17 protein-coding genes are annotated in these 18939 nt (G+C 66.8%); 12 read left to right on the top strand and 5 right to left on the bottom strand.

Annotated elements, in window-relative coordinates:
• Positions 1-195: 195 nt before the first annotated feature.
• The 9 genes from G3573_RS00515 to G3573_RS00475 all read left to right on the top strand — a co-directional run bounded on the left by G3573_RS00515 (position 196) and on the right by G3573_RS00475 (position 9051).
• Positions 196-2118, top strand: a complete 1923-nt coding sequence (locus tag G3573_RS00515; protein WP_163258884.1) for a copper resistance system multicopper oxidase — start codon at positions 196-198, stop codon at positions 2116-2118.
• Positions 2115-2837, top strand: coding sequence for a copper resistance protein B (locus G3573_RS00510; RefSeq protein WP_163258883.1), 723 nt, complete (start codon positions 2115-2117; stop codon positions 2835-2837). The genes G3573_RS00515 and G3573_RS00510 overlap by 4 nt, the downstream gene beginning before the upstream one ends.
• A gap of 131 nt (positions 2838-2968) precedes the next feature.
• A complete protein-coding gene (locus G3573_RS00505) occupies positions 2969-3214 on the top strand; it encodes a hypothetical protein (RefSeq protein WP_163258882.1) in 246 nt (81 codons plus the stop codon).
• A gap of 12 nt (positions 3215-3226) precedes the next feature.
• Positions 3227-3643: a copper resistance CopC family protein gene (locus tag G3573_RS00500; protein WP_163258881.1), complete on the top strand. Its 417-nt coding sequence runs from the start codon at positions 3227-3229 to the stop codon at positions 3641-3643.
• A gap of 50 nt (positions 3644-3693) precedes the next feature.
• Positions 3694-4212 carry a nuclear transport factor 2 family protein gene (locus tag G3573_RS00495; RefSeq protein WP_163258880.1) on the top strand — a complete coding sequence of 173 codons (519 nt, stop codon included), beginning with the start codon at positions 3694-3696 and terminating at the stop codon, positions 4210-4212.
• Positions 4213-4503: 291 nt separating this feature from the next.
• Positions 4504-7146 carry a TonB-dependent receptor gene (locus G3573_RS00490; protein ID WP_240454430.1) on the top strand — a complete coding sequence of 881 codons (2643 nt, stop codon included), beginning with the start codon at positions 4504-4506 and terminating at the stop codon, positions 7144-7146.
• 79 nt (positions 7147-7225) lie between these two features.
• Complete coding sequence (locus G3573_RS00485) at positions 7226-7936, top strand: PepSY domain-containing protein (protein ID WP_163258878.1); 711 nt, start codon at positions 7226-7228, stop codon at positions 7934-7936.
• A gap of 2 nt (positions 7937-7938) precedes the next feature.
• A complete protein-coding gene (locus tag G3573_RS00480; RefSeq protein ID WP_240454429.1) occupies positions 7939-8670 on the top strand; it encodes a PepSY domain-containing protein in 732 nt (243 codons plus the stop codon).
• Between the two features lie 75 nt (positions 8671-8745).
• Positions 8746-9051 (top strand): helix-turn-helix transcriptional regulator, encoded by a 306-nt coding sequence (locus G3573_RS00475; protein ID WP_163258877.1) that lies wholly within the window; start codon positions 8746-8748, stop codon positions 9049-9051.
• A 47-nt stretch (positions 9052-9098) separates the two neighbouring features.
• Here G3573_RS00475 and hutC read toward each other — a convergent pair whose 3' ends face one another.
• The 4 genes from hutC to hutU all read right to left on the bottom strand — a co-directional run bounded on the left by hutC (position 9099) and on the right by hutU (position 14432).
• Positions 9099-9815: a histidine utilization repressor gene (gene hutC / locus G3573_RS00470; protein ID WP_163258876.1), complete on the bottom strand. Its 717-nt coding sequence runs from the start codon at positions 9813-9815 to the stop codon at positions 9099-9101.
• Positions 9816-9969: 154 nt separating this feature from the next.
• The gene (locus G3573_RS00465) at positions 9970-11175 is read right to left on the bottom strand and encodes an FAD-dependent oxidoreductase (RefSeq protein ID WP_163258875.1); all 1206 of its coding nucleotides are present in this window, start codon (positions 11173-11175) and stop codon (positions 9970-9972) included.
• A gap of 49 nt (positions 11176-11224) precedes the next feature.
• Entirely contained in the window at positions 11225-12760 is a 1536-nt protein-coding gene (hutH, locus tag G3573_RS00460; RefSeq protein WP_163258874.1) for a histidine ammonia-lyase, read from the bottom strand.
• Positions 12761-12764: 4 nt separating this feature from the next.
• The gene (gene hutU, locus G3573_RS00455) at positions 12765-14432 is read right to left on the bottom strand and encodes a urocanate hydratase (RefSeq protein WP_163258873.1); all 1668 of its coding nucleotides are present in this window, start codon (positions 14430-14432) and stop codon (positions 12765-12767) included.
• A gap of 233 nt (positions 14433-14665) precedes the next feature.
• Between hutU and G3573_RS00450 the strand changes: the two genes are divergently transcribed.
• From G3573_RS00450 to G3573_RS00440, 3 genes are all read left to right on the top strand, one after another.
• Positions 14666-15547: an agmatinase family protein gene (locus G3573_RS00450; protein WP_240454428.1), complete on the top strand. Its 882-nt coding sequence runs from the start codon at positions 14666-14668 to the stop codon at positions 15545-15547.
• A 120-nt stretch (positions 15548-15667) separates the two neighbouring features.
• Positions 15668-16114 (top strand): Cu(I)-responsive transcriptional regulator, encoded by a 447-nt coding sequence (cueR, locus tag G3573_RS00445; protein WP_163258871.1) that lies wholly within the window; start codon positions 15668-15670, stop codon positions 16112-16114.
• Positions 16115-16152: 38 nt separating this feature from the next.
• Entirely contained in the window at positions 16153-18483 is a 2331-nt protein-coding gene (locus G3573_RS00440; RefSeq protein ID WP_163258870.1) for a heavy metal translocating P-type ATPase, read from the top strand.
• A gap of 16 nt (positions 18484-18499) precedes the next feature.
• Here G3573_RS00440 and G3573_RS00435 read toward each other — a convergent pair whose 3' ends face one another.
• The gene (locus G3573_RS00435) at positions 18500-18793 is read right to left on the bottom strand and encodes a hypothetical protein (RefSeq protein WP_163258869.1); all 294 of its coding nucleotides are present in this window, start codon (positions 18791-18793) and stop codon (positions 18500-18502) included.
• Positions 18794-18939 lie beyond the last annotated feature (146 nt).

Here is an 18939-nt window from a genome sequence, read left to right as displayed (position 1 = left end):
CGGGACTCCAGTGCGCCCGCCACAGGTATTGGGCGCCCCTCTTCGCAAACATCGTTCTTTGAGAAAGTGCTCTGACCCTGTGAGGGGTCAGCGTGGCGCGTGCGTATTCGATGTGAGGGGGCGCCTCGCGCTTGACCTTCCCGCAATGGGAAGCCTGACAAAGTCGCGGGGGACAAAACGCACTTGAGAGATGTGATGAGACGAACGCGCCTGCTGCTGGCGACTTGCGCCGCCTTGGCTCTGGCTCCGGCCGCTTTTGCGGCCGAGTATGATCTAGTGATCGACAAGCGTACCGTGACCATCACGGGCGAGCCGAGCGAAGCGATCACCGTCAACGGTCAGGTGCCTGGTCCCACGCTTCGTCTTCGTGAAGGTGAGACGGCGACCATCCGCGTCACCAACCGCCTGGACGAGGAAACCTCCGTCCACTGGCACGGCCTCCTGCTGGACGGGAAGGTCGATGGCGTCCCCGGCTTCAACGGCTTCCAGGGGATCAAGCCGGGCGAGACCTACACCTACACGTTCCCCGTGATCCAAAGCGGCACCTACTGGTACCACGCCCACTCGGTCACTCAGGAGCAGGCGGGTCACTACGGCTCGATCGTGATCGATCCGGCCGAGGGGCCGAAGATCAAGACTGACCGCGACTACGTCGTCGTGTTCTCGGAATTCACTCGCGAGGATCCGGAGCGGATCCTGCGCAACCTGAAGGTCGATCCGGGCTACTACAACTATCGCAAGCGCACGGTCGGCGATTTCTTCCGCGACGCGAAGAAGTTCGGGCTCGGCGCGGCCATCAAGGACCGCAAGGCCTGGGGCTCCATGCGGATGGACCCCACCGACATAGCTGACGTCGCCAAGTACACCTTCCTGGTCAACGGCAAGGCGCCGGAGTCGAATGAAACCCTGATCTTCCGCCCCGGCGAGAAGGTGCGGCTGAGGTTCATCAACGCCTCGGCCATGACCTACTTCGACGTGCGCATCCCCGGCTTGAAGATGACCGTCGTCGCCGCCGACGGCCGTGACGTCGAGCCGGTGCCTGTCGACGAGTTCCGACTGGCCGTCGCCGAGACCTACGATGTCATCGTCGAACCCGAGACGGAGCAGGCCTTCACGGTCTTTGCGGAGTCCATCGACCGCTCCGGCTACGCGCGGGCGACCCTGGCGCCGCGCGAAGGCATGACCGGCGAAATCCCCGCGATCCGGCCGCGCGCCCTGCTCACGATGAGCGAAATGGGCCACGGCATGTCCGGCATGGACCACGGCGGCATGGACCATTCGGCTATGGGCCACGACGCGGCGGCGCCCGCGGGCGATATGCAGGGGATGGATCACGCCGCCATGGGTCATGGATCCGGCGCCCCCGCCGCGTCCGGCCATGAGGGCATGGACCATTCGGCGATGGGACACGGCGCTGCGGCGCCCGCGGACGACATGCAGGGGATGGATCACGCCGCCATGGGCCACGGCGATCCGTCTGACGCGCTCGCGACGGACTACCCTAAGGTCGACTACGGCATGGGCCGGCCCGGGATGGATCACGGCATGGGCGAGCTCGCACCGGAAGGGACCCTGGACGGGGCCGGCAACGTGATGGGCTGGTCTTCCGGCGCGCCTTGGGGCGCCAAGGTGCTGAGCTACGCGGATCTCCGCTCGGCCGAGCCGCAGAAGGACATTCGCGCGCCGGAGCGTGAAATCGTCGTCCGCCTGGGCGGCAACATGGAACGCTACATCTGGACCCTGAACGGCAAGAAGTACGGCGAAGCCGAGCCTATCCAGCTGCGCTATGGCGAGCGCGTGCGCATGACCTTCATCAACGAGACGATGATGGCGCACCCCATGCACCTGCACGGGATGTTCGTGCAGCTTGAGAACGGCCAGCCGGCCGAGCGCCTGCCTGACAAGCACGTGGTGAGCGTCGCGCCTGGCCGGAGCTACTCGGTGCTCATCAGCGCCGACGCCGCGGGCGAGTGGGCCTTCCACTGCCACCTGCTGTACCACATGGAATCCGGGATGATGCAGAAGGTTGTCGTCGCTCGTCTGGGCGAGACCCCTCCTCAGCCTGACGCCGCCCCGGAACATGGCGGCCACGATCACGCCCACGGAGCCGCCCAATGAGCCGGATCGCCATCACCGCGATCGGCGCGGCCCTGATGTCGTTTGGAGCTGCTTCGGCGCAGGCCGAGACGTCTTCCGGGCCTATGGGGCATCACGAGCGGACCTACACCATGGTCCGGATGCAGGCTGACGCGTCGGAGGCCGACGGCGCCGGTCTGGTCACCTGGGAGGGCGACGCCTGGGTCGGCGGCGACGTCAACAAGCTGTGGCTGAAGACCGAGGGCGAAGTCCACGACGGCGAGCCCGAGAAGGCCGAGCTGCAGGCGCTCTGGAGCCGCAACGTCGCTACGTTCTGGGACCTGCAGGCAGGCGTTCGCCAGGACTTCGAACCCGAGGCGACCACCTGGCTCGCACTCGGAGTCCAAGGACTCGCGCCCTACCAGTTCGAGACCGACGCCGCCGTGTTCGTCAGCGACGCTGGCGACGTGGCGTTCCGGCTGGGCCAGAGCTTCGACTTCCAGCTCACCCAGCGGCTCGTGCTCGAGCCCGAGGTGGAGCTGAACGCATACGCCCAGGACGTGCCGGAGCTCGATGTCGGGGCCGGCCTGTCCGACGTCGAGGCGAAACTCCAGCTTCGCTACGAGATCACCCGCAAGTTCGCCCCCTACGTCGCGGTCGCCTACGAGCGCCAGCTCGGAGAGACGGCATCGATCGCGCGGACGGCCGGCGAGGACACTGACGAAACCACGCTTCGGGTCGGCCTGCGGGCCTGGTTCTGAGCGCCATTCGGAAACTGCAGATGACCAAGCTCCGAAACTCCCGAGTTCGTACGCTCGCCGTCGCCACCCTCAGCTGCGCAGGCCTCGTGGCCCTCGCCGCGTGCGAACGCGAGCCCCAGGAACCCGTTGCGGTGGCGACCCCCGCCATCGAGGTTCCGGTCGCAACCGCGCCGGCTACGCCGGTCGAAGTTCCGGCCGTGGCCGAGCAGGCCGTTCCGGCTGAGCCCAAGACCGCTACGCCCACCACGGCGCCGAAGCCGGCTCCGGCCAAGGCGGCCGAGCCCGCGCCCCAGCCCAAGCCCGAACCGAAGGCTGAGGATCATTCCGGCCACGACATGTCTGCGATGCCTTCGGGCGAATCGCACTCGGGCCACTGACGGAGACGAGAGATGAAGCGACTTCTGACCACGGCTGCCGCCACGATCGCCCTTACGATCGCCGCTCCGGCGTTCGCCCAGGACCATGCCGGCCATGGCGATATGGATCACTCGCAGCACGCCATGCCCGGCATGGACCATTCCCAGCATGGCGGCGCCCTGAAAGCGTCCGAGCCGGCGGAGGGCTCGACCGTCGCTGCGCCGAAAGCCCTGACTCTGACTTTCCCGCACGCGATGAAGCTGGACTCGGTCACCCTCACGGGGCCCTCGGGTCAGCCGTTCAAGCTCAAGGTCGTGGCGACCGGCTCTCGGGAGACCGTTTCGACGCCCTTGCCCGCGCTCCAGGGCGGCGCCTGGCAGGCGGCCTGGCACGCGACCGGCGCTGACGGCCACATGATGTCCGGCGTGGTGAAGTTCAGCGTCCGTTGATTTTGAAAGGGTTGCGGCTGAGCCGCAGCCCTTTGTTCCAGGAGGGGGATATGTTGCATCATCGTTCTGCGGCCGGTGTCGCCGCTCTCATGCTGGTGTTGGGCCTCGGCGCTCCCGCGGTCGCCCACGACGGCCACGATAAGAAGCCCGCCGCTGCGGCTCCGACCGTGCCTGGCGACCCGGCTATCCAAGAGGCCTCTGCGGCGGTCGACGCCTTTCACTCCGCCTTGGCGCGTGGCGACACGGCGGCCGCGGCCGCCGCTTTCGCCGACGACGCCCTGATTTTCGAGCAAGGTTACGTCGAGCGTTCGAAGGCTGAGTATGCGGGGCATCACCTCCCTGCCGACGCCGCCTACGCCCAGGCGACCAAGTACACCTTGATCTCTCGCGGCGGGCTGGTCTCCGGAGAACTCGCCTACGTCGTCAGCGAGGGCCGCACTGTCGGGCGCTACAAGGACAAGGACGTCGACCAGCTGACGCTGGAGACCGCCGTGCTCCGCCGCTCCCATCATGGGTGGCAGATCGTCCACGTCCATTGGTCTTCCCGGAGCGCGCCCGCGAAGTCGTGAGGCTGCGCCCTCTTCCGGCCAGACCGGAGGAGGGCGCTCCTGCGTCCGGTTCAGAAGATGAACGCCTCCCGCCGCGTGAGCGGCGGGACTGGCGTCCTGCACCGTAATGGGCAGGTAATCGCGGTCAAAGCTTCCCATTATGTACAGGTTAGCGCTGGCATAAAGGTACCTTGACAGGTATAGACAGGTTGCTCCCTACTCACTGCAACGGTGGCGAACACCGATGAGGAGGGGAGTGAGATGGATTGGCGTAGAACGAGTCTCTTGGCCGCGACGGCTCTCGCGACGAGCTTGCTGAGCAGCCACGTCGCACTCGCTCAGGAGACTGAAGCCTCTGGCGAAGTCGAAGAAGTCGTCGTCACCGGCAGCCGGATCAAGCGGCAGGACATCAGCGGCGTCGGCCCGGCGACAGTCGTCACGGACGAACAGATCCTCAACGCCGGCACCAACAACGTCGAAGACGTGCTGCAGCGCCTGCCGGCTTCCGCCGGCTTCGGCGGCAACCAGACGAACGCCTATTGGACCGGCAACGGCTACGGCACGGCGCAGGTCAACCTGCGTGGTCTCGGCATCAACCGCACCCTCGTCCTGCTGAACGGCCGCCGGGTCGTGAACGGCGGCACCGGCGCGAACAGCGCCGCCGACCTCAATATGATCCCGACCGCCATCATCGGCCGGATCGACGTACTGAAGGACGGCGCCTCGGCCATCTACGGCGCCGACGCGGTCGCCGGCGTCGTCAACGTCATCACCAAGAACAACTTCGAGGGCCTCGAGCTTTCGGCCCAGTACGGCATGACCGACGAGGGTGACGGCGAGGAGTTCTCGACCGACCTGCTCTGGGGCGTCACTGGCGACAAGGGCGGTTTCACCGCGGCGGTGAGCTACGAGAAGACCGGTGTCGTGAACCTGGCAAGCCGCGCGCCCTGCGCGCTCGGCGAGGACGCCGGCCGACTGGTTTGCACCGGCAGCTCGTCGACGATCGGGGGCCGCGCGATTCTCCCGGACGGATCGCAGATCAACTTCAATCAGACGCCGGGCGGCGACGGGGACTTCTACGAGCCCTATGACCCCGACAAGCACAATCAGAACTCGAACCCGTACCTGAACGCCGTCAGCCCGATCGAGCGTCTGAGCACGGCTTTCCTCGCCGACTACCAGGTGTCGGACAACGTCCGGCTCTTCGGCGAACTGTTCTTCACGCACCGCGAGAGCGAACAGCTCGCCACGCCGGGCACCCTGCGTAACCTGTCCATCTCGGCCTCAAACCCGACAAACCCGACCGGCCAGAATCTCATCCTGGCCCGGCGCAGCCTGCTCGAGGGCGGCCCGCGCGAGTTCTTCCAGGAGACCGACACCTGGCGGGCGGTGCTGGGTCTCGACGGCAAGCTCAAGGGCGACTGGACCTGGGAAGCGGCGCTGAACTGGGGCCGCAACACCGGCGTCGACGGCATGACCAACATCGCCAACCTGCAGCGTGTGCGGGAGACGCTGAACACCAGCGTCTGCAGCACCGCTGCGGGCGCGCCGATCCCGTGCGCCGACTATCTCGGCGCCGGCGACGTCTCCCAGGAAGTGCTCGACTACATCCTCTTCACGTCGATCGACACGGGCGGCAACGAACAGCGCAGCCTGACGGCGGACGTGTCCGGCACCCTCTTCGACCTGCCGGCCGGACGACTGGCCCTCGCCGCTGGCGTCGTCTACCGGGAAGAAGAAGGCTGGCGTAACCCGGACTCGCTGACGGTCATGGGTGTCGCCAACACCAATCAGCAGGACCCGATCGCCGGTGCGGTGAAAGCGAAGGAAGCCTACGTCGAAGTCTCGGCGCCGCTTCTGAAGGACCTGCCGTTCGCGCAGAACGTCGAGCTCAACGGCGCCCTGCGCTATTCGGACTACGACCTGTTCGGCAGCAACCAGACCTACAAGCTGGGTCTGAACTGGTCGATCCTGGAGGACCTCCGCTTCCGGGCCACTTACGGTACCGGCTTCCGCATCCCCAGCGTCCCCGAACTGTTCGGCGGAGTCGCCGAGGGCAACCTCACGACGACCGACCCGTGCAGCAACTACAGCTCGCTCCCCGCGGGTTCGGTCGTCCGCACGAACTGCGCGGCCTCCGGCGTGCCGGCCGGCTATGTCCAGCTCGGCAACTCGATTCTGACGACGGTCGGCGGTAATCAGGACCTGCAGCCCGAGTCCGCCAAGACTCTGACCCTTGGTCTGGTCTACCAGCCCCGGCAGATCGAGGGGCTCTCGCTTACGGTCGACTACTTCGACATTCAGATCGAGGACGCCATCCGGTCGATCCCGGGCTCGACGAAGCTTGCGGTCTGCTACAACACGCCGGGTATGGCTCACCCGTTCTGCGGCTCTGACCAATTCACCCGCAGCTCGCTGACCGGCGAGGTCAACTACCTCTCGGCCCAGCCGGTGAACACCGGCCAGGAGACCCTGAAGGGTGTCGACCTGGGCGTGCGCTACCTGTTCGACCTGGCGGGCCTGAACGCGACCGTCGACTGGAACACGACCTACCTGCAGGAATACGAGGTCATGCCGTACCCCGGCGCCGACCCGATCGTGTTCGACGGCTTCATCGGCGGCGGCAACGGCGGTTATCCGCACTGGCGCTCGCAGGCGAGCATGACTGTCGAGAACGAACGCTGGACCGGGACTTACTCGGTGCAATGGATCGGCAAGGCCACCGACTTCAACGCGGCGCCGGGCGACATCGGTTACGAGTCCCCGGACGTGTTCTACCACAACGCTCAGGTGGCCTATAACATCAACGACAAGGCCCGGCTCTCGGTCGGTGTCGACAACCTCTTCGACAAGAAGGCGCCGTTCATCCAGAGCTGGACTGACGGCAACACCGACACCATGACGTACGATCTGCTCGGCCGTCGCGGTTACGTGCGCCTGGGCTATAAGTTCTAACTGAGTAGTACGGGACGCGCTGCTTCGGCGGCGCGTCCCTTTTCTTTTTTCCAGGCCACCAAGCGGCCAAGGAGATTCCATGCGTTTGCCGCTTCTGGCGCGAAGGACGCACAAATGGCTCGCCCTCGTGGTGGGCCTTCAGGTCGTGCTGTGGACCCTCACCGGCCTCTACATGACCGCCGTCCACATCGACATCATTCACGGCGACCACTTCGTCCGGACGCCGAAGGAACAGCCTGTCGATGTCTCGACCCTGGTCGAGCCGTCCATCCTCGCAAGTCGCTTCCCTGGGCTGCAGACCGTGCAGCTCACGCGCTTCATGGAGAAGCCGGCTTACGTTCTTCAGTCCAGCTCGGGCTTCGCGCTCGTCGACGCGACCTCCGGCCAAACGCTCTCGCCGATCGATGAGACGAAGGCGCGAGCGCTCGCGCGCCACTGGTACGCGGGTGAAGGCGACATCGTGCGGGTGGACCTGATTACGAAGGTCCCGCTCGAGGTTCAGACCCGCCCTGTGCCGCTCTGGCGCGTAGAGTTCGAAGGCTGGGACAAGCCGACCTTCTACTTCTCGCCGCTGACCGGCGAGATGATCGCCCGGCGCCATGAGCTGTGGCGGCTCTTCGACTTCATGTGGATGTTCCACATCATGGATTACGACGACCGCACGGACGTCAATAATCCCCTGCTCCGCACCGCCACTGTCCTTGCGGTGCTCATGTCCGCGACGGGTCTCTGGCTTCTTCTCTACAGCTTCCCGAAGCGTAAGCGTAAGAAATCCAAGGCAAAGGCCTGACCATGCCGTTCATGATGCTGCTTCGCAGACTGCATAAATGGGTCGGCCTCGTTCTCGGCGTGCAGCTTCTGCTGTGGGCCGTGAGCGGAACGATGATGGCGCTTCTGGACCACCACGAAGTCGCCGGCGAGCACACCTATCGCACGCCGGCGATGAGCGAGGTCGTCCAGCCGCTCCCGCTGGCGGCGGTGCAGGCGGGTTTGCCCGGAGCTGAGATTGTCGGCTTCAAGCTTCGGCCGATGCTGGGCGGTCACGTCTACGAGGTGAAGACGTCGGACGGCATCCGTCTGGTCGGCCCCGAAGGGCGGCCGATCACTGTGGACGCCGAGCTGGCCAAGACGGTGGCTAAAGCCGAGTACGCCGGCGATGGGAAGGTGAGCTCGGCAGTGCGCCTGACCGAGCCCACACTCGAGGCCCGCGGCCGGCCGCTGCCCCTCTGGCGCGTCGATTTCGACGACTCCAAGGCCACGACCTTCTATGTCGCTGAATCCACGGCGCAGGTCGTGGAGCATCGGACCGACACCTGGCGAGTGTGGGACTTCTTCTGGATGCTTCACATCATGGACTATTCGGGCCGTGAGAGCTTCAACCACCCGCTCATCATCACCGTCGCGACCGGCATCGCCTGGGTGGCGCTTACGGGCTTCACCCTGCTGTTCGTGAGCTTCCGACGGATGGACTTCGAGTGGGTTCTGGATCTCGGGGAACGCCTGCGCCGGCGCAAGAAGCGCTAGTCCGGGTGTCGCTTGCGTCGGATCGGGCCGTCCCTCCTCGATCCGACGCAACATCCCGCGGCCTTGAGGAGCAGCATGATCGAGGCAATCGCCCGGCCGGCTCCCAATCGCTTCGACATCGTCGTCGGCGCTCGGGTGAGCCAGGTCCGCAAAGCCAAGGGGATGTCGCAGGGGCAGCTTGCGCAAGCCCTCCGGCTCACCCTGCAGCAGATGCAGAGCTACGAACGCGGGGCCGACCGGATCTCGTGCTCCAGATTGACCGAGATTGGAGCCGCGCTTGATGCGCCGATGCGCGAACTGCTTGGGGAGACGATCTCTAAAGAAGCGGCTCGGGCGTGGAATGATCGTTCGATGCCGAGAACGATCCGCTGGGCCAGCTGACGACGTGAGCAACGCGCCCCATCAACAGGCGTGACGCACTCAGCGCATTAAGGCGCGAAGCTGTCGGAGAATTCGAACCGCGAGCCCGGATGCGTGAGGTTGGCGTGCGAGACGATCCGGTCCCGGCTCCAAGTTTGCCGCACGAGCAGGAGACAGGGCTCGTTGGCGTCCACCATAAGGAGATTTCGCATCTCCGCGTCCGGCATCACAGCACGTACCCGGTGATCGACGCGCTGAAGCGGCGCAGCCTTCATCAGGTACTCGTTGGGCGTCATCTTCGAGAAGTCCAGCGAGCCGTACTCCGGCAGGGCCTCGGCAAGCACGAGCCGGTCTTCCAGCTGGATGGGGAGGCCCTTCTCGTAATGCACGATCACGGAGTGGAAGATCCGCGTGCCCGTCGCGACGCCCAGGAGCGGGGCGGTCTTCTTTGTCGCGGACTCAGAGACGTTTTTGACGACCTTGGCGAAGTACTCGTGGCCTCGCGACTTCACCTCGTCGGCGATGTTCTTCACCTGCATCAGGTGCCCCCAAGGGGACGGGTCCGCCACAAAGGACCCGACGCCGGCCACGCCGACCAGGACGCCTTCGTCCTTTAGCTCCCGAAGCGCGCGGTTCACGGTCATGCGCGAGACATTGAACCGCTCGACCAGCGTGCTTTCAGAGGGGACCTTGTCCCCGGGCTTGAGCTCGCCGGAGTGAACAGCGTCGACGATGTACTTCTTGATGGAAGCGTAGAGCGGCTCGGCGGCGAACTGCACGCTCATCCTTGAACTCCGATATGCGTTCAGGCCCCGTCCCCAAGTGGTGGACGGAAGGTCCGACTCGCTTCCGCTGGCATGGCGACGCCCCCCTGGCCTCGCTCTTGCGCTCTGTGCCGATCCAAACTGGGACTGTCCAGCCTAGACAGGCGTGAAGAGGCTAGCGCAACAGAGATTTGATCGGAACGGACGTGTCGGAAAGTGCGGTCGGATCGACGCTTATGCGTCGGCTGATCATCTGTCGCCCCGCCATGAATTCGGGCGGCGCGTTGACCGCCTCAACCGCCTGGACCACCCCTCGACTGAGGTGGAAGACGGCGAACTTCGCCTCGGCCGGGTCGCCTCTCAGGACGATGCGATCGACTTCGTGGGGCAGGCCCGCGATCTGGAGCTTCACGTCGTACTGATCCGACCAGAACCACGGAATCTCGCCTGCGGGAGCCTGTGCTCCCACGATGGCGGCCGCAGCTTGCTTCGCCTGCTCCAGCGCGTTGGGCACGCTCTCCAGTCGCCCGGTCGAGCCGTAGACCGGCAAGGGGCGGCGCGTGCAGTCGCCAATCGCGAAGATCGCAGGATCAGACGTGCGAGCTTCCAGGTCGACGACGATACCGCCGTCACAGACCACCCCGGCGGTGCGCGCCAGTCCGTCGTTCGCCGCCGCGCCGATGCCCACGAGCACGGTCTCGCCCATCACCGCGCGTCCGTCCGCCAGCCGAACCGCGCGCCCTTGCGCCTCCACCGCGGTGACCGCGGCGCCGGTGAGAATCTCGACGCCGCGTGCGCGATGGTAGCTTTCGAAGAAGACGGACAGGGGCTCGGAAGCGACCCGCGCCAGCACCCGCGCCTCGCGTTCTACGACGACGGCCTCGCAACCGAGCGCGCGCGCTGAGGCCGCCACCTCGAGTCCGACATATCCGGCGCCGACAATGATCAGCCGTGAGCCGGGAGTGAGCTTCGCCTTCAGCTTGTCGGCGTCCGCGGCGGTGCGCAGCTCGAGGAGCGCCGGGTGATCGCCGCCCGGGACGGGGAGCTTGTGGGTGGTCGAGCCCGTGGCGAGGATCAGGGCGTCGTAGGAGACTGGCTCACCCGTGGCCAGGCGAACGAGCTTCAGCCGCCGGTCGATCTCAGTCACTCGCTCGTTCAGGCGCAGGTCGACGCCCTGCTCCGCGTAAAAGCTTTCCGGCCTGAGCTGGAGAGCTTCGCCGTCAGCCTCGCCCTTGAGCCAGGCCTTGGAGAGGGGAGGGCGCTGATAAGGCGCCAGGGGCTCGTCTCCGATCAGGACGATGTCCCCGGAGAAGCCGAACTGTCTCAGAAACGCTGCCGCCGACCCGCCGGCATGGCCGGCGCCCACAATGACTACCCTCATCGATTCATCCTTGCAGAGGTGCTGCGCCGGTCGGCGGCGCGTTAGAAGGTCACGCTTCCGAGGGCGTCAGGCCCGAGACGGGGGACCGACCCCAGCCGCTCCGGACCAGGGCGGCGACGTGGTGGATGTCAGGAGCGAAGAAGCGGTCGGAGTCGTAGCCGGGCGCCACAGACCGAACGCCGGCAAGGGCCCCTTCGAGCACATCGGAGGTCCGCAGCGGTCGGTGGAATTCAAGGCCCTGGGCCGCGGCCAGCAGTTCGATCGCGACGACGTTCGCCACGTTGTCCGCCATGTCGAGCAGGCGGCGTGCACCGTGTGCGGCCATGGACACGTGGTCCTCCTGGTTGGCTGAGGTCGGCACGGTGTCGACCACGGCCGGGTGGGCCAGCATCTTGTTTTCCGACACCAGGGCGGCGGCGGTGACCTGGGCGATCATGAAGCCGGAGTTCAGCCCGCTCTCGCGCACCAGGAAGGCCGGCAGGCCACTCATCTTCGGGTCGACCAGGATCGAGGTCCGGCGCTCGGAGATGTTGCCGATCTCGCAGAGCGCCATGGCGATCATGTCGGCGGCGAAGGCCACCGGCTCGGCGTGGAAGTTGCCGCCCGACAGCACCTCGCCGGTGTCGGCGAACACCAGCGGGTTGTCGGTCACGCCGCAGGCCTCGGTCTCCAGCATGCGGGCGGCCGAGCGCAGCACGTCGAGGATGGCGCCCATCACCTGCGGCTGGCAGCGCAGCGAGTAGGGATCCTGCACCTTGGTGCAGTCGTGGCGGTGCGACTCGCGGATCTCGGAGCCGGCGATCAAGCCACGCAGCATGGCCGCGACGTCGATCTGGCCGGGCTGGCCGCGGAGCGCATGGATGCGCGGGTCGAACGGGGTGTCGGAGCCCTTCAGCGCGTCGGTCGACATGGCGCCGGCCGTGAGCGCCGCGGCGAACACGTCCTCGGCCGCGAACAGGCCGGCCAGGGCCACGGCGGTGGAGAACTGGGTGCCGTTGAGCAGCGCCAGGCCCTCCTTCGGGCCCAGCACCAGCGGCTTCAGCCCTGCGACGGCCAGGGCTTCGGTCGCCGGCAGGATGCGGCCGTTCACGCGCGCCTCGCCCCAACCGATCAGCACGGCCGACATGTGGGCCAGCGGGGCCAGGTCGCCCGAGGCGCCGACCGAGCCCTTCGACGGGATGCAGGGATAAACCTCGGCGTCCAGCAAGGCCTTCAGGGCCAGCACCGTCTCGCGACGGACGCCCGAGGCGCCGCGCGACAGCGAGGCGATCTTCAGCACCGTCATCAGCCGCACGATGGAGTCCGGCAGCAGGGCGCCGACGCCGCAGGCGTGGCTCAGCACCAGGTTCTTCTGCAGGGTCTCGAGGTCGCCGGGCGAGATGCGGGTGTCGGCCAGCAGGCCGAAGCCGGTGTTGATGCCGTAGACGGTCGCGCCGCTGTCGATGATGCGCGCGACGGTGGCCGCGCCGGCGTCCAGGGCGTCGAGCGCGCCGGGCGCGATCTCGACGCGGACCGGGGCGATCAGGGCTTGGCGCAGCTGCGCAAGGGAGAGCGGGCCCGCCCCCAGGGTGAGGACATTCGCCATTGGATCAGGCCTCCAGGGACGGCATGTTCAGGCCCTGTTCGCGGGCGCATTGCTTGGCGATGTGGTAGCCGGCGTCGGCGTGGCGCATCACCCCGGTGCCCGGGTCGTTCCACAGCACCCGCTCCAGCCGCTTGGCCGATTCCGGGGTGCCGTCGGCGACGATCACCACGCCCGAGTGCTGGGAGTAGCCCATGCCCACGCCGCCGCCGTGGTGCAGCGACACCCAGGTGGCGCCACCGGCGGTGTTCAGCAGGGCGTTCAGGAGCGGCCAGTCGGACACCGCGTCCGAGCCGTCCATCATCGCCTCGGTCTCGCGGTTGGGGCTGGCGACCGAGCCGGAGTCCAGGTGGTCGCGGCCGATCACGACCGGGGCCTTCAGCTCGCCCGAGGCGACCATCTCGTTGAACATCAGCCCGGCGCGGTGCCGGTCGCCCAGGCCGATCCAGCAGATGCGCGCGGGCAGGCCCTGGAAGGCGATCTTCTCCTTGGCCATGTCCAGCCACTGGTGCAGGTGCTTGTTCTCGGGGAACAGCTTCTTCATGGCCGCGTCGGTCTTGTAGATGTCCTCCGGATCGCCCGAGAGGGCGGCCCAGCGGAACGGACCCACGCCGCGGCAGAACAGCGGGCGGATGTAGGCCGGCACGAAGCCCGGGAAGTCGAAGGCGTTCTCTACGCCTTCGTCCTTGGCGACCTGGCGGATGTTGTTGCCGTAGTCGAGGGTGGGCACGCCGGCTTTCCAGAAGTCCAGCATGGCCTGGACATGGGTCACGATCGACTTGCGCGCGGCGGCTTCGACCGCGGCCGGATCAGAGACGCGCTTCTCTTCCCACTCCGCGACGGTCCAGCCGGCCGGCAGGTAGCCGTTGACCAGGTCGTGGGCCGAGGTCTGGTCGGTGACGATGTCGGGGCGCACGCCGCGCTTGACCAGTTCGGGCAGGATCTCGGCGGCGTTGCCGAGCAGGCCGACCGAGATCGGCTTCTTGGTCTTCACGCTCTCGTCGATCAGGCGCAGGGCCTCGTCGAGGTCCTCGACGGCGACGTCGAGGTAGCGGGTCTCAAGGCGCTTTTCGAGGCGCGAGCGCTGGCACTCGATGGCCAGGCACGAGGCGCCGGCCATGGTCGCGGCCAGGGTCTGGGCGCCGCCCATGCCGCCGAGGCCGGCGGTCAGGATCCACTTGCCGGCGAGGTCGCCGCCGAAGTGCTGGCGGCCGGCCTCGACGAAGGTCTCGTAGGTGCCCTGAACGATGCCCTGGGTGCCGATGTAGATCCACGAGCCGGCTGTCATCTGGCCGTACATCATGAGCCCCTTGCGATCGAGCTCGTTGAAGTGGGCCCAGTCGGCCCACTTGGGCACCAGGTTGGAGTTGGCGATCAGCACGCGCGGGGCGTCCGGATGGGTGCGGAAGATGCCGACCGGCTTGCCCGACTGGACCAGCAGGCTCTCGTCGGCCTCCAGCGTCTTCAGCGAGGCGACGATGCGGTCGAAGGCGTCCCAGTTGCGCGCCGCCTTGCCGATGCCGCCGTAGACCACCAGGTCCTCCGGCCGCTCGGCCACCTCGGGGTCGAGGTTGTTCATCAGCATGCGCAGCGCCGCTTCCGCGCCCCAGGTCTTGCAGCTCATCTCCGGGCCGCGCGGCGCGCGGATGGTGCGGAACTTGGCATGGATCGTCATGTGTCTTCCCGTTCGGCTAGAGCCACAGGCGCACGCCAGCCCTGACGGAGCTGGTTAAGGGGCGTGGCCCGAGGCCCTCGGGAGCCCGGATCTCACGCGACGCTAGACGAAGCAGCCTGTACATACAGGTCATCTCTACTTCCGGGTTTGCCGTGCATCAAGAGCCGTATAGACAGGTCTGTATGGGTTGCGTGTCGGAGCCGGTTATGAGCGCGTCAGAATGCAAAGGGTGGATGTCCGCGGCGGACTTGGTCGGGGATCACCCTGACGCCCCGATCGGGTTGATCGGGGCGCCGCTGGGCGAGCGCTCGCTCACGCCGGGCAGGTGTGATCTCGGGCCGAGAGTGGTGCGGGCCACGCTTCCCCGAATGAGCGTCTATGACCTGGAGACGGAGACCGATCTTTCAGGTGTGCGCGTGCACGATGCAGGCGATCTCAATCTGAAGATCACCCCGCCTGCGGAGGCTTTCGAGCCCATCCGTCACGCTGTGGCGGAGCAGGCGAAAGTCCGGTCTCTCGTGGTCCTCCTCGGGGGCAACAACGCGGTCACGAGGCCGGGTGTGCATGGGCTCGACCCCAGCCTGTCGCGCGTCGGCGTGCTGACGCTCGACGCTCACTTCGACCTGCGCGACACGGACTGCGGGCTGAACAACGGCAATCCTATCCAGGCGCTGCTCGAAGACGGGCTGCCGGGCCGCCAGATCAGCCAGATCGGTCTGGCGCCTTTCGCGAACACCCGAAAGGCGCACGAGCGGGCGAAGGGTGCTGGGATTTCCGTGCGCACGATGCGCGAGTGCCGGGAACTCGGGGCGGCCGCTGTCGTAGCCGAAGAGCTCGAGCGGCTGTCTGGCCTGTGCGACGCCATCTACGTCGACTTCGACATCGACGTCATCGACCGCGCCCAGCTGCCGGGCGCTCCCGGGGCCCGACCGGGCGGAATCCCCGTCCATCAGTTCTTTGAAGCCACCCGTCTGATTGCGGCTCACCCGAAGGTCGCCGCGGTCGATCTGACGGAGTTCGATCCCAGCCTCGATCACGGTGACCTGTCGTCGCTTACGGCCGCGCGCTGGTTCGTAGAACTCCTGGCAGGGTTCGTGCGCCGCGCCGACGCCTAACTGCAATCTCGTCACCGCATCGGACGCCGTTCGCCTGCGAGGGATTCTCCTGATCCCCGCGTACTACAGGTGAACGGCGTTTTTGCGCGCGCCCTTGGCCGCGTGCGACGAGGAGCGGTGATGAACATCGGACAGGCGTCAAAGGCGTCCGGCGTCTCGACGAAGATGATCCGCTACTACGAGCGCGTCGGTCTCATTCGGCCGGCGGGCCGCACCGAGTCGAATTACCGCAGCTTCGGCGAACGCGACGTCAACGAGCTCAGGTTCATCAAGCGCGCTCGCACCCTCGGTTTCTCGGTCGACCAGATCACGCATCTTCTCTCGCTTTGGCGCGACCGGTCTCGCCCCAGTCGCGAGGTGAAGAAGATTGCGGAAGCGCATGTGGATGAGCTCCAGACGCGCATCTCGGAAATGCAAAGCATGGCGGAGACGCTCCGCGTCCTTGCTCAATGCTGCGCCGGCGACGATCGGCCGGACTGCCCGATCCTCGCCGACCTGGAGGTCGGCCAGACTGCTCGCGACATTGACGAGCTTGGCCGCCAGTCCGCAGGAACAGGCGGCCACTGAACGCACTAGACAAACGCTCGTCGAAGAGTGGAGGACGCATGTCGCACGACCATCAGGGCCACGGCGCCGGTCACGGCGGCGGTCTCCCCCTCAAGGACCCCGTGTGCGGCATGTCCGTCGATCCCGCGACGGCCAAGCACAAGCTCACGTTCGCAGGTCAGGTCCACTACTTCTGCTCGGAGCGGTGCCGGACGCGGTTCGAGGCTCACCCGGAGCTTTACCTGAAGGCGGAGGCCGCTCCCGCGACGGACGTGCCGGCGGGCACGGTCTACACCTGTCCCATGCACCCCCAGATCCGGCAGATCGGACCGGGCTCGTGCCCGATCTGTGGAATGGCCCTGGAGCCTGAGATCGCGACCGTCGATGCAGGGCCCAACCCCGAGCTCGCGGACATGACGCGACGCTTCTGGATCGGCCTCGTCCTGACCCTTCCGGTTCTGGCGCTTGAGATGGGCGGCCATCTGACCGGCCTGATGATGCTGGTCGAGCGGCAAACGTCGAACTGGGTCCAGTTCGCCCTGGCCACTCCTGTCGTGCTCTGGTCCGGCTGGCCGTTCTTCGTCAGAGGGTGGGCTTCGTTGAAGGCCAGAAGCCTCAACATGTTCACGCTCATCGCCATGGGGGTGGGCGTCGCGTGGCTCTACAGCGTCGTCGCCGTCCTGGTGCCGGGCGCCTTCCCCGAAGGCTTCCGAAAAGACGGTGCGGTGCCGGTCTACTTCGAGGCCGCGGCGGTGATCACCACCCTGGTCCTGCTGGGCCAGGTGCTGGAATTGCGGGCTCGCGAGCGCACCTCCGGAGCGATCAAGGCGCTTCTCGACCTCGCTCCCAAGACCGCCCGTCGTGTGCGCGAAGACGGGACTGACGAGGAAGTGACGATCGACCAGATCGTCGTCGACGACCGGCTTCGCGTTCGCCCGGGCGAGAAGATTCCTGTCGACGGGGCGGTCCTGGAGGGCCGCGTCGCGATCGACGAGTCCATGGTCACCGGCGAGTCCATGCCGGTCACCAAGGAGGCTGGCGACAAGGTGGTCGCCGGGTCTTTGAACAAGACCGGCTCCTTCGTGATGCGCGCCGAGAAGGTCGGCGCCGACACCCTCCTTTCCCAGATCGTGCAGATGGTCGCCCAGGCCCAGCGGAGCCGGGCGCCTATCCAGCGCCTCGCCGACCAGGTTTCCGGCTGGTTCGTCCCGGCGGTCATATTGATCGCGGCGCTGGCGTTTGCGGCCTGGGCCGTCTGGGGTCCCGACCCCAGGTACTCGTACGGCCTCCTCGCGGCGGTCTCCGTCCTGATCATCGCCTGCCCCTGCGCGCTCGGCCTGGCGACGCCGATTTCGATCATGGTCGGCGTGGGCCGCGGCGCTCAGGCGGGCGTGCTCATCAAGGACGCGGAAGCATTGGAGCGTTTCGAGAAGATCGACACCCTCGTCATCGACAAGACCGGAACCCTGACCGAGGGTCGCCCGGCGGTGACCGAGATCCGTCCCGCGCAGGGGTACGAGGAAGGTGAGCTCCTGCGCCTGGCGGCGAGCCTGGAGCGCAATAGCGAGCATCCCTTGGCCGACGCCATCGTGCGAGCCGCCGTGGAACGTGGCGTACAGCTGGAAGAGGCTGCGGAATTCGACTCGCCGGTGGGCAAGGGCGTCCTCGGCCGGGTGGGCGGCCGATCCCTCGTGCTTGGCAGCGGCAAGTTCCTCGCCGAACAGAAGATTGAAACGAGCGCTCTCGACCAGGCCGCGGAAGGCCTGCGAAGCGAGGGCGCGACGGCCATCTTCATGGCGGTCGATGGCCGTGTGGCCGGCGTTTTCGCCATCGCCGACCCGATCAAGCCCACAACGCCCGCGGCCGTCGAGGCGCTGAAGCGCGAAGGCGTGCGTCTCGTCATGATGACCGGGGACAATCGCACGACCGCGCTGGCAGTCGCCAAGAAGCTCGGCATCGACGAAGTCGCAGCCGAGGTCCTGCCCCAGGACAAGGCCTCGGTCGTCGAGCGGTTCCGCAAAGAAGGCCGCGCTGTCGCCATGGCCGGTGACGGCGTCAACGACGCGCCGGCGCTTGCTGCGGCGGACGTAGGCGTCGCGATGGGCGCGGGCGCGGACGTGGCCATCGAGAGCGCGGGCGTGACCCTTTTGAAGGGGGACCTGCAGGGCATCGTGAAGGCGAGGCGGCTGTCGCACGCGGTCATGCGCAACATCCGCCAGAACCTGTTCTTCGCCTTCATCTACAACGCCGCCGGCGTGCCGATCGCGGCCGGCGTACTCTATCCGGCGTTCGGCTGGCTGCTTTCGCCTGCAATCGCCGCGGCGGCGATGGCGCTGTCTTCGGTCAGCGTCGTCGGCAATGCGCTACGGCTTCGCGGGGTGCGCCTGTAAATCGACTGCTCGAACCTCAAAGCCGCTTCGGTCCGCCTTCGCGACGCGCGTCCAGGAAGCTGAACAGGTTGTAGACTAGCGCAACGAGGACACCGGTCAGCGCGCCGAACACGATTGACCAGGTTGCACCCTCGAGCAGGGCTGACGTCGAACTCGCGGGCGCGGCGGTGAACAGCTCGACGAACATGTGAGTAAGGCGAAGCCGATCGAATGCGGCCGCGACCGCCCAGCAGATTACGAACTGCGTGAGGACGACCGCTGCGCCGGTAGCAGCGCATCGCATCGGGCCCAGGCCTCTAGCCATCGCCATTCCCGATCTCCTCGCAACCACACCCCTCGAAGGTCAACTCCGTCGCGGTTTTCCGAGTTTCTGGGTCAGATCACTGCTCCACAGGCACGGTGTCAGGGAGCGCGAGGCTCGGCATATGCAAGGCATGCACGGGATGATGGGCGAGA

The sequence above is a fragment of the Caulobacter sp. 17J65-9 genome (genome assembly GCF_010975005.1).
GTDB lineage: Bacteria > Pseudomonadota > Alphaproteobacteria > Caulobacterales > Caulobacteraceae > 17J80-11.
This window is presented reverse-complemented; position numbering and strand designations above follow the sequence as displayed.

Coding starts and splice junctions, on each gene's coding strand:
- G3573_RS00515 (WP_163258884.1), top strand. CDS start 196: ATGAGACGAACGCGCCTGCTGCTGGCGACTTGCGCCGCCTTGGCTCTG.
- G3573_RS00510 (WP_163258883.1), top strand. CDS start 2,115: ATGAGCCGGATCGCCATCACCGCGATCGGCGCGGCCCTGATGTCGTTT.
- G3573_RS00500 (WP_163258881.1), top strand. CDS start 3,227: ATGAAGCGACTTCTGACCACGGCTGCCGCCACGATCGCCCTTACGATC.
- G3573_RS00495 (WP_163258880.1), top strand. CDS start 3,694: ATGTTGCATCATCGTTCTGCGGCCGGTGTCGCCGCTCTCATGCTGGTG.
- G3573_RS00485 (WP_163258878.1), top strand. CDS start 7,226: ATGCGTTTGCCGCTTCTGGCGCGAAGGACGCACAAATGGCTCGCCCTC.
- G3573_RS00480 (WP_240454429.1), top strand. CDS start 7,939: ATGCCGTTCATGATGCTGCTTCGCAGACTGCATAAATGGGTCGGCCTC.
- G3573_RS00475 (WP_163258877.1), top strand. CDS start 8,746: ATGATCGAGGCAATCGCCCGGCCGGCTCCCAATCGCTTCGACATCGTC.
- hutC (WP_163258876.1), bottom strand. CDS start 9,815: ATGAGCGTGCAGTTCGCCGCCGAGCCGCTCTACGCTTCCATCAAGAAG.
- G3573_RS00465 (WP_163258875.1), bottom strand. CDS start 11,175: ATGAGGGTAGTCATTGTGGGCGCCGGCCATGCCGGCGGGTCGGCGGCA.
- hutH (WP_163258874.1), bottom strand. CDS start 12,760: ATGGCGAATGTCCTCACCCTGGGGGCGGGCCCGCTCTCCCTTGCGCAG.
- hutU (WP_163258873.1), bottom strand. CDS start 14,432: ATGACGATCCATGCCAAGTTCCGCACCATCCGCGCGCCGCGCGGCCCG.
- G3573_RS00450 (WP_240454428.1), top strand. CDS start 14,666: ATGTCCGCGGCGGACTTGGTCGGGGATCACCCTGACGCCCCGATCGGG.
- cueR (WP_163258871.1), top strand. CDS start 15,668: ATGAACATCGGACAGGCGTCAAAGGCGTCCGGCGTCTCGACGAAGATG.
- G3573_RS00440 (WP_163258870.1), top strand. CDS start 16,153: ATGTCGCACGACCATCAGGGCCACGGCGCCGGTCACGGCGGCGGTCTC.
- G3573_RS00435 (WP_163258869.1), bottom strand. CDS start 18,793: ATGGCGATGGCTAGAGGCCTGGGCCCGATGCGATGCGCTGCTACCGGC.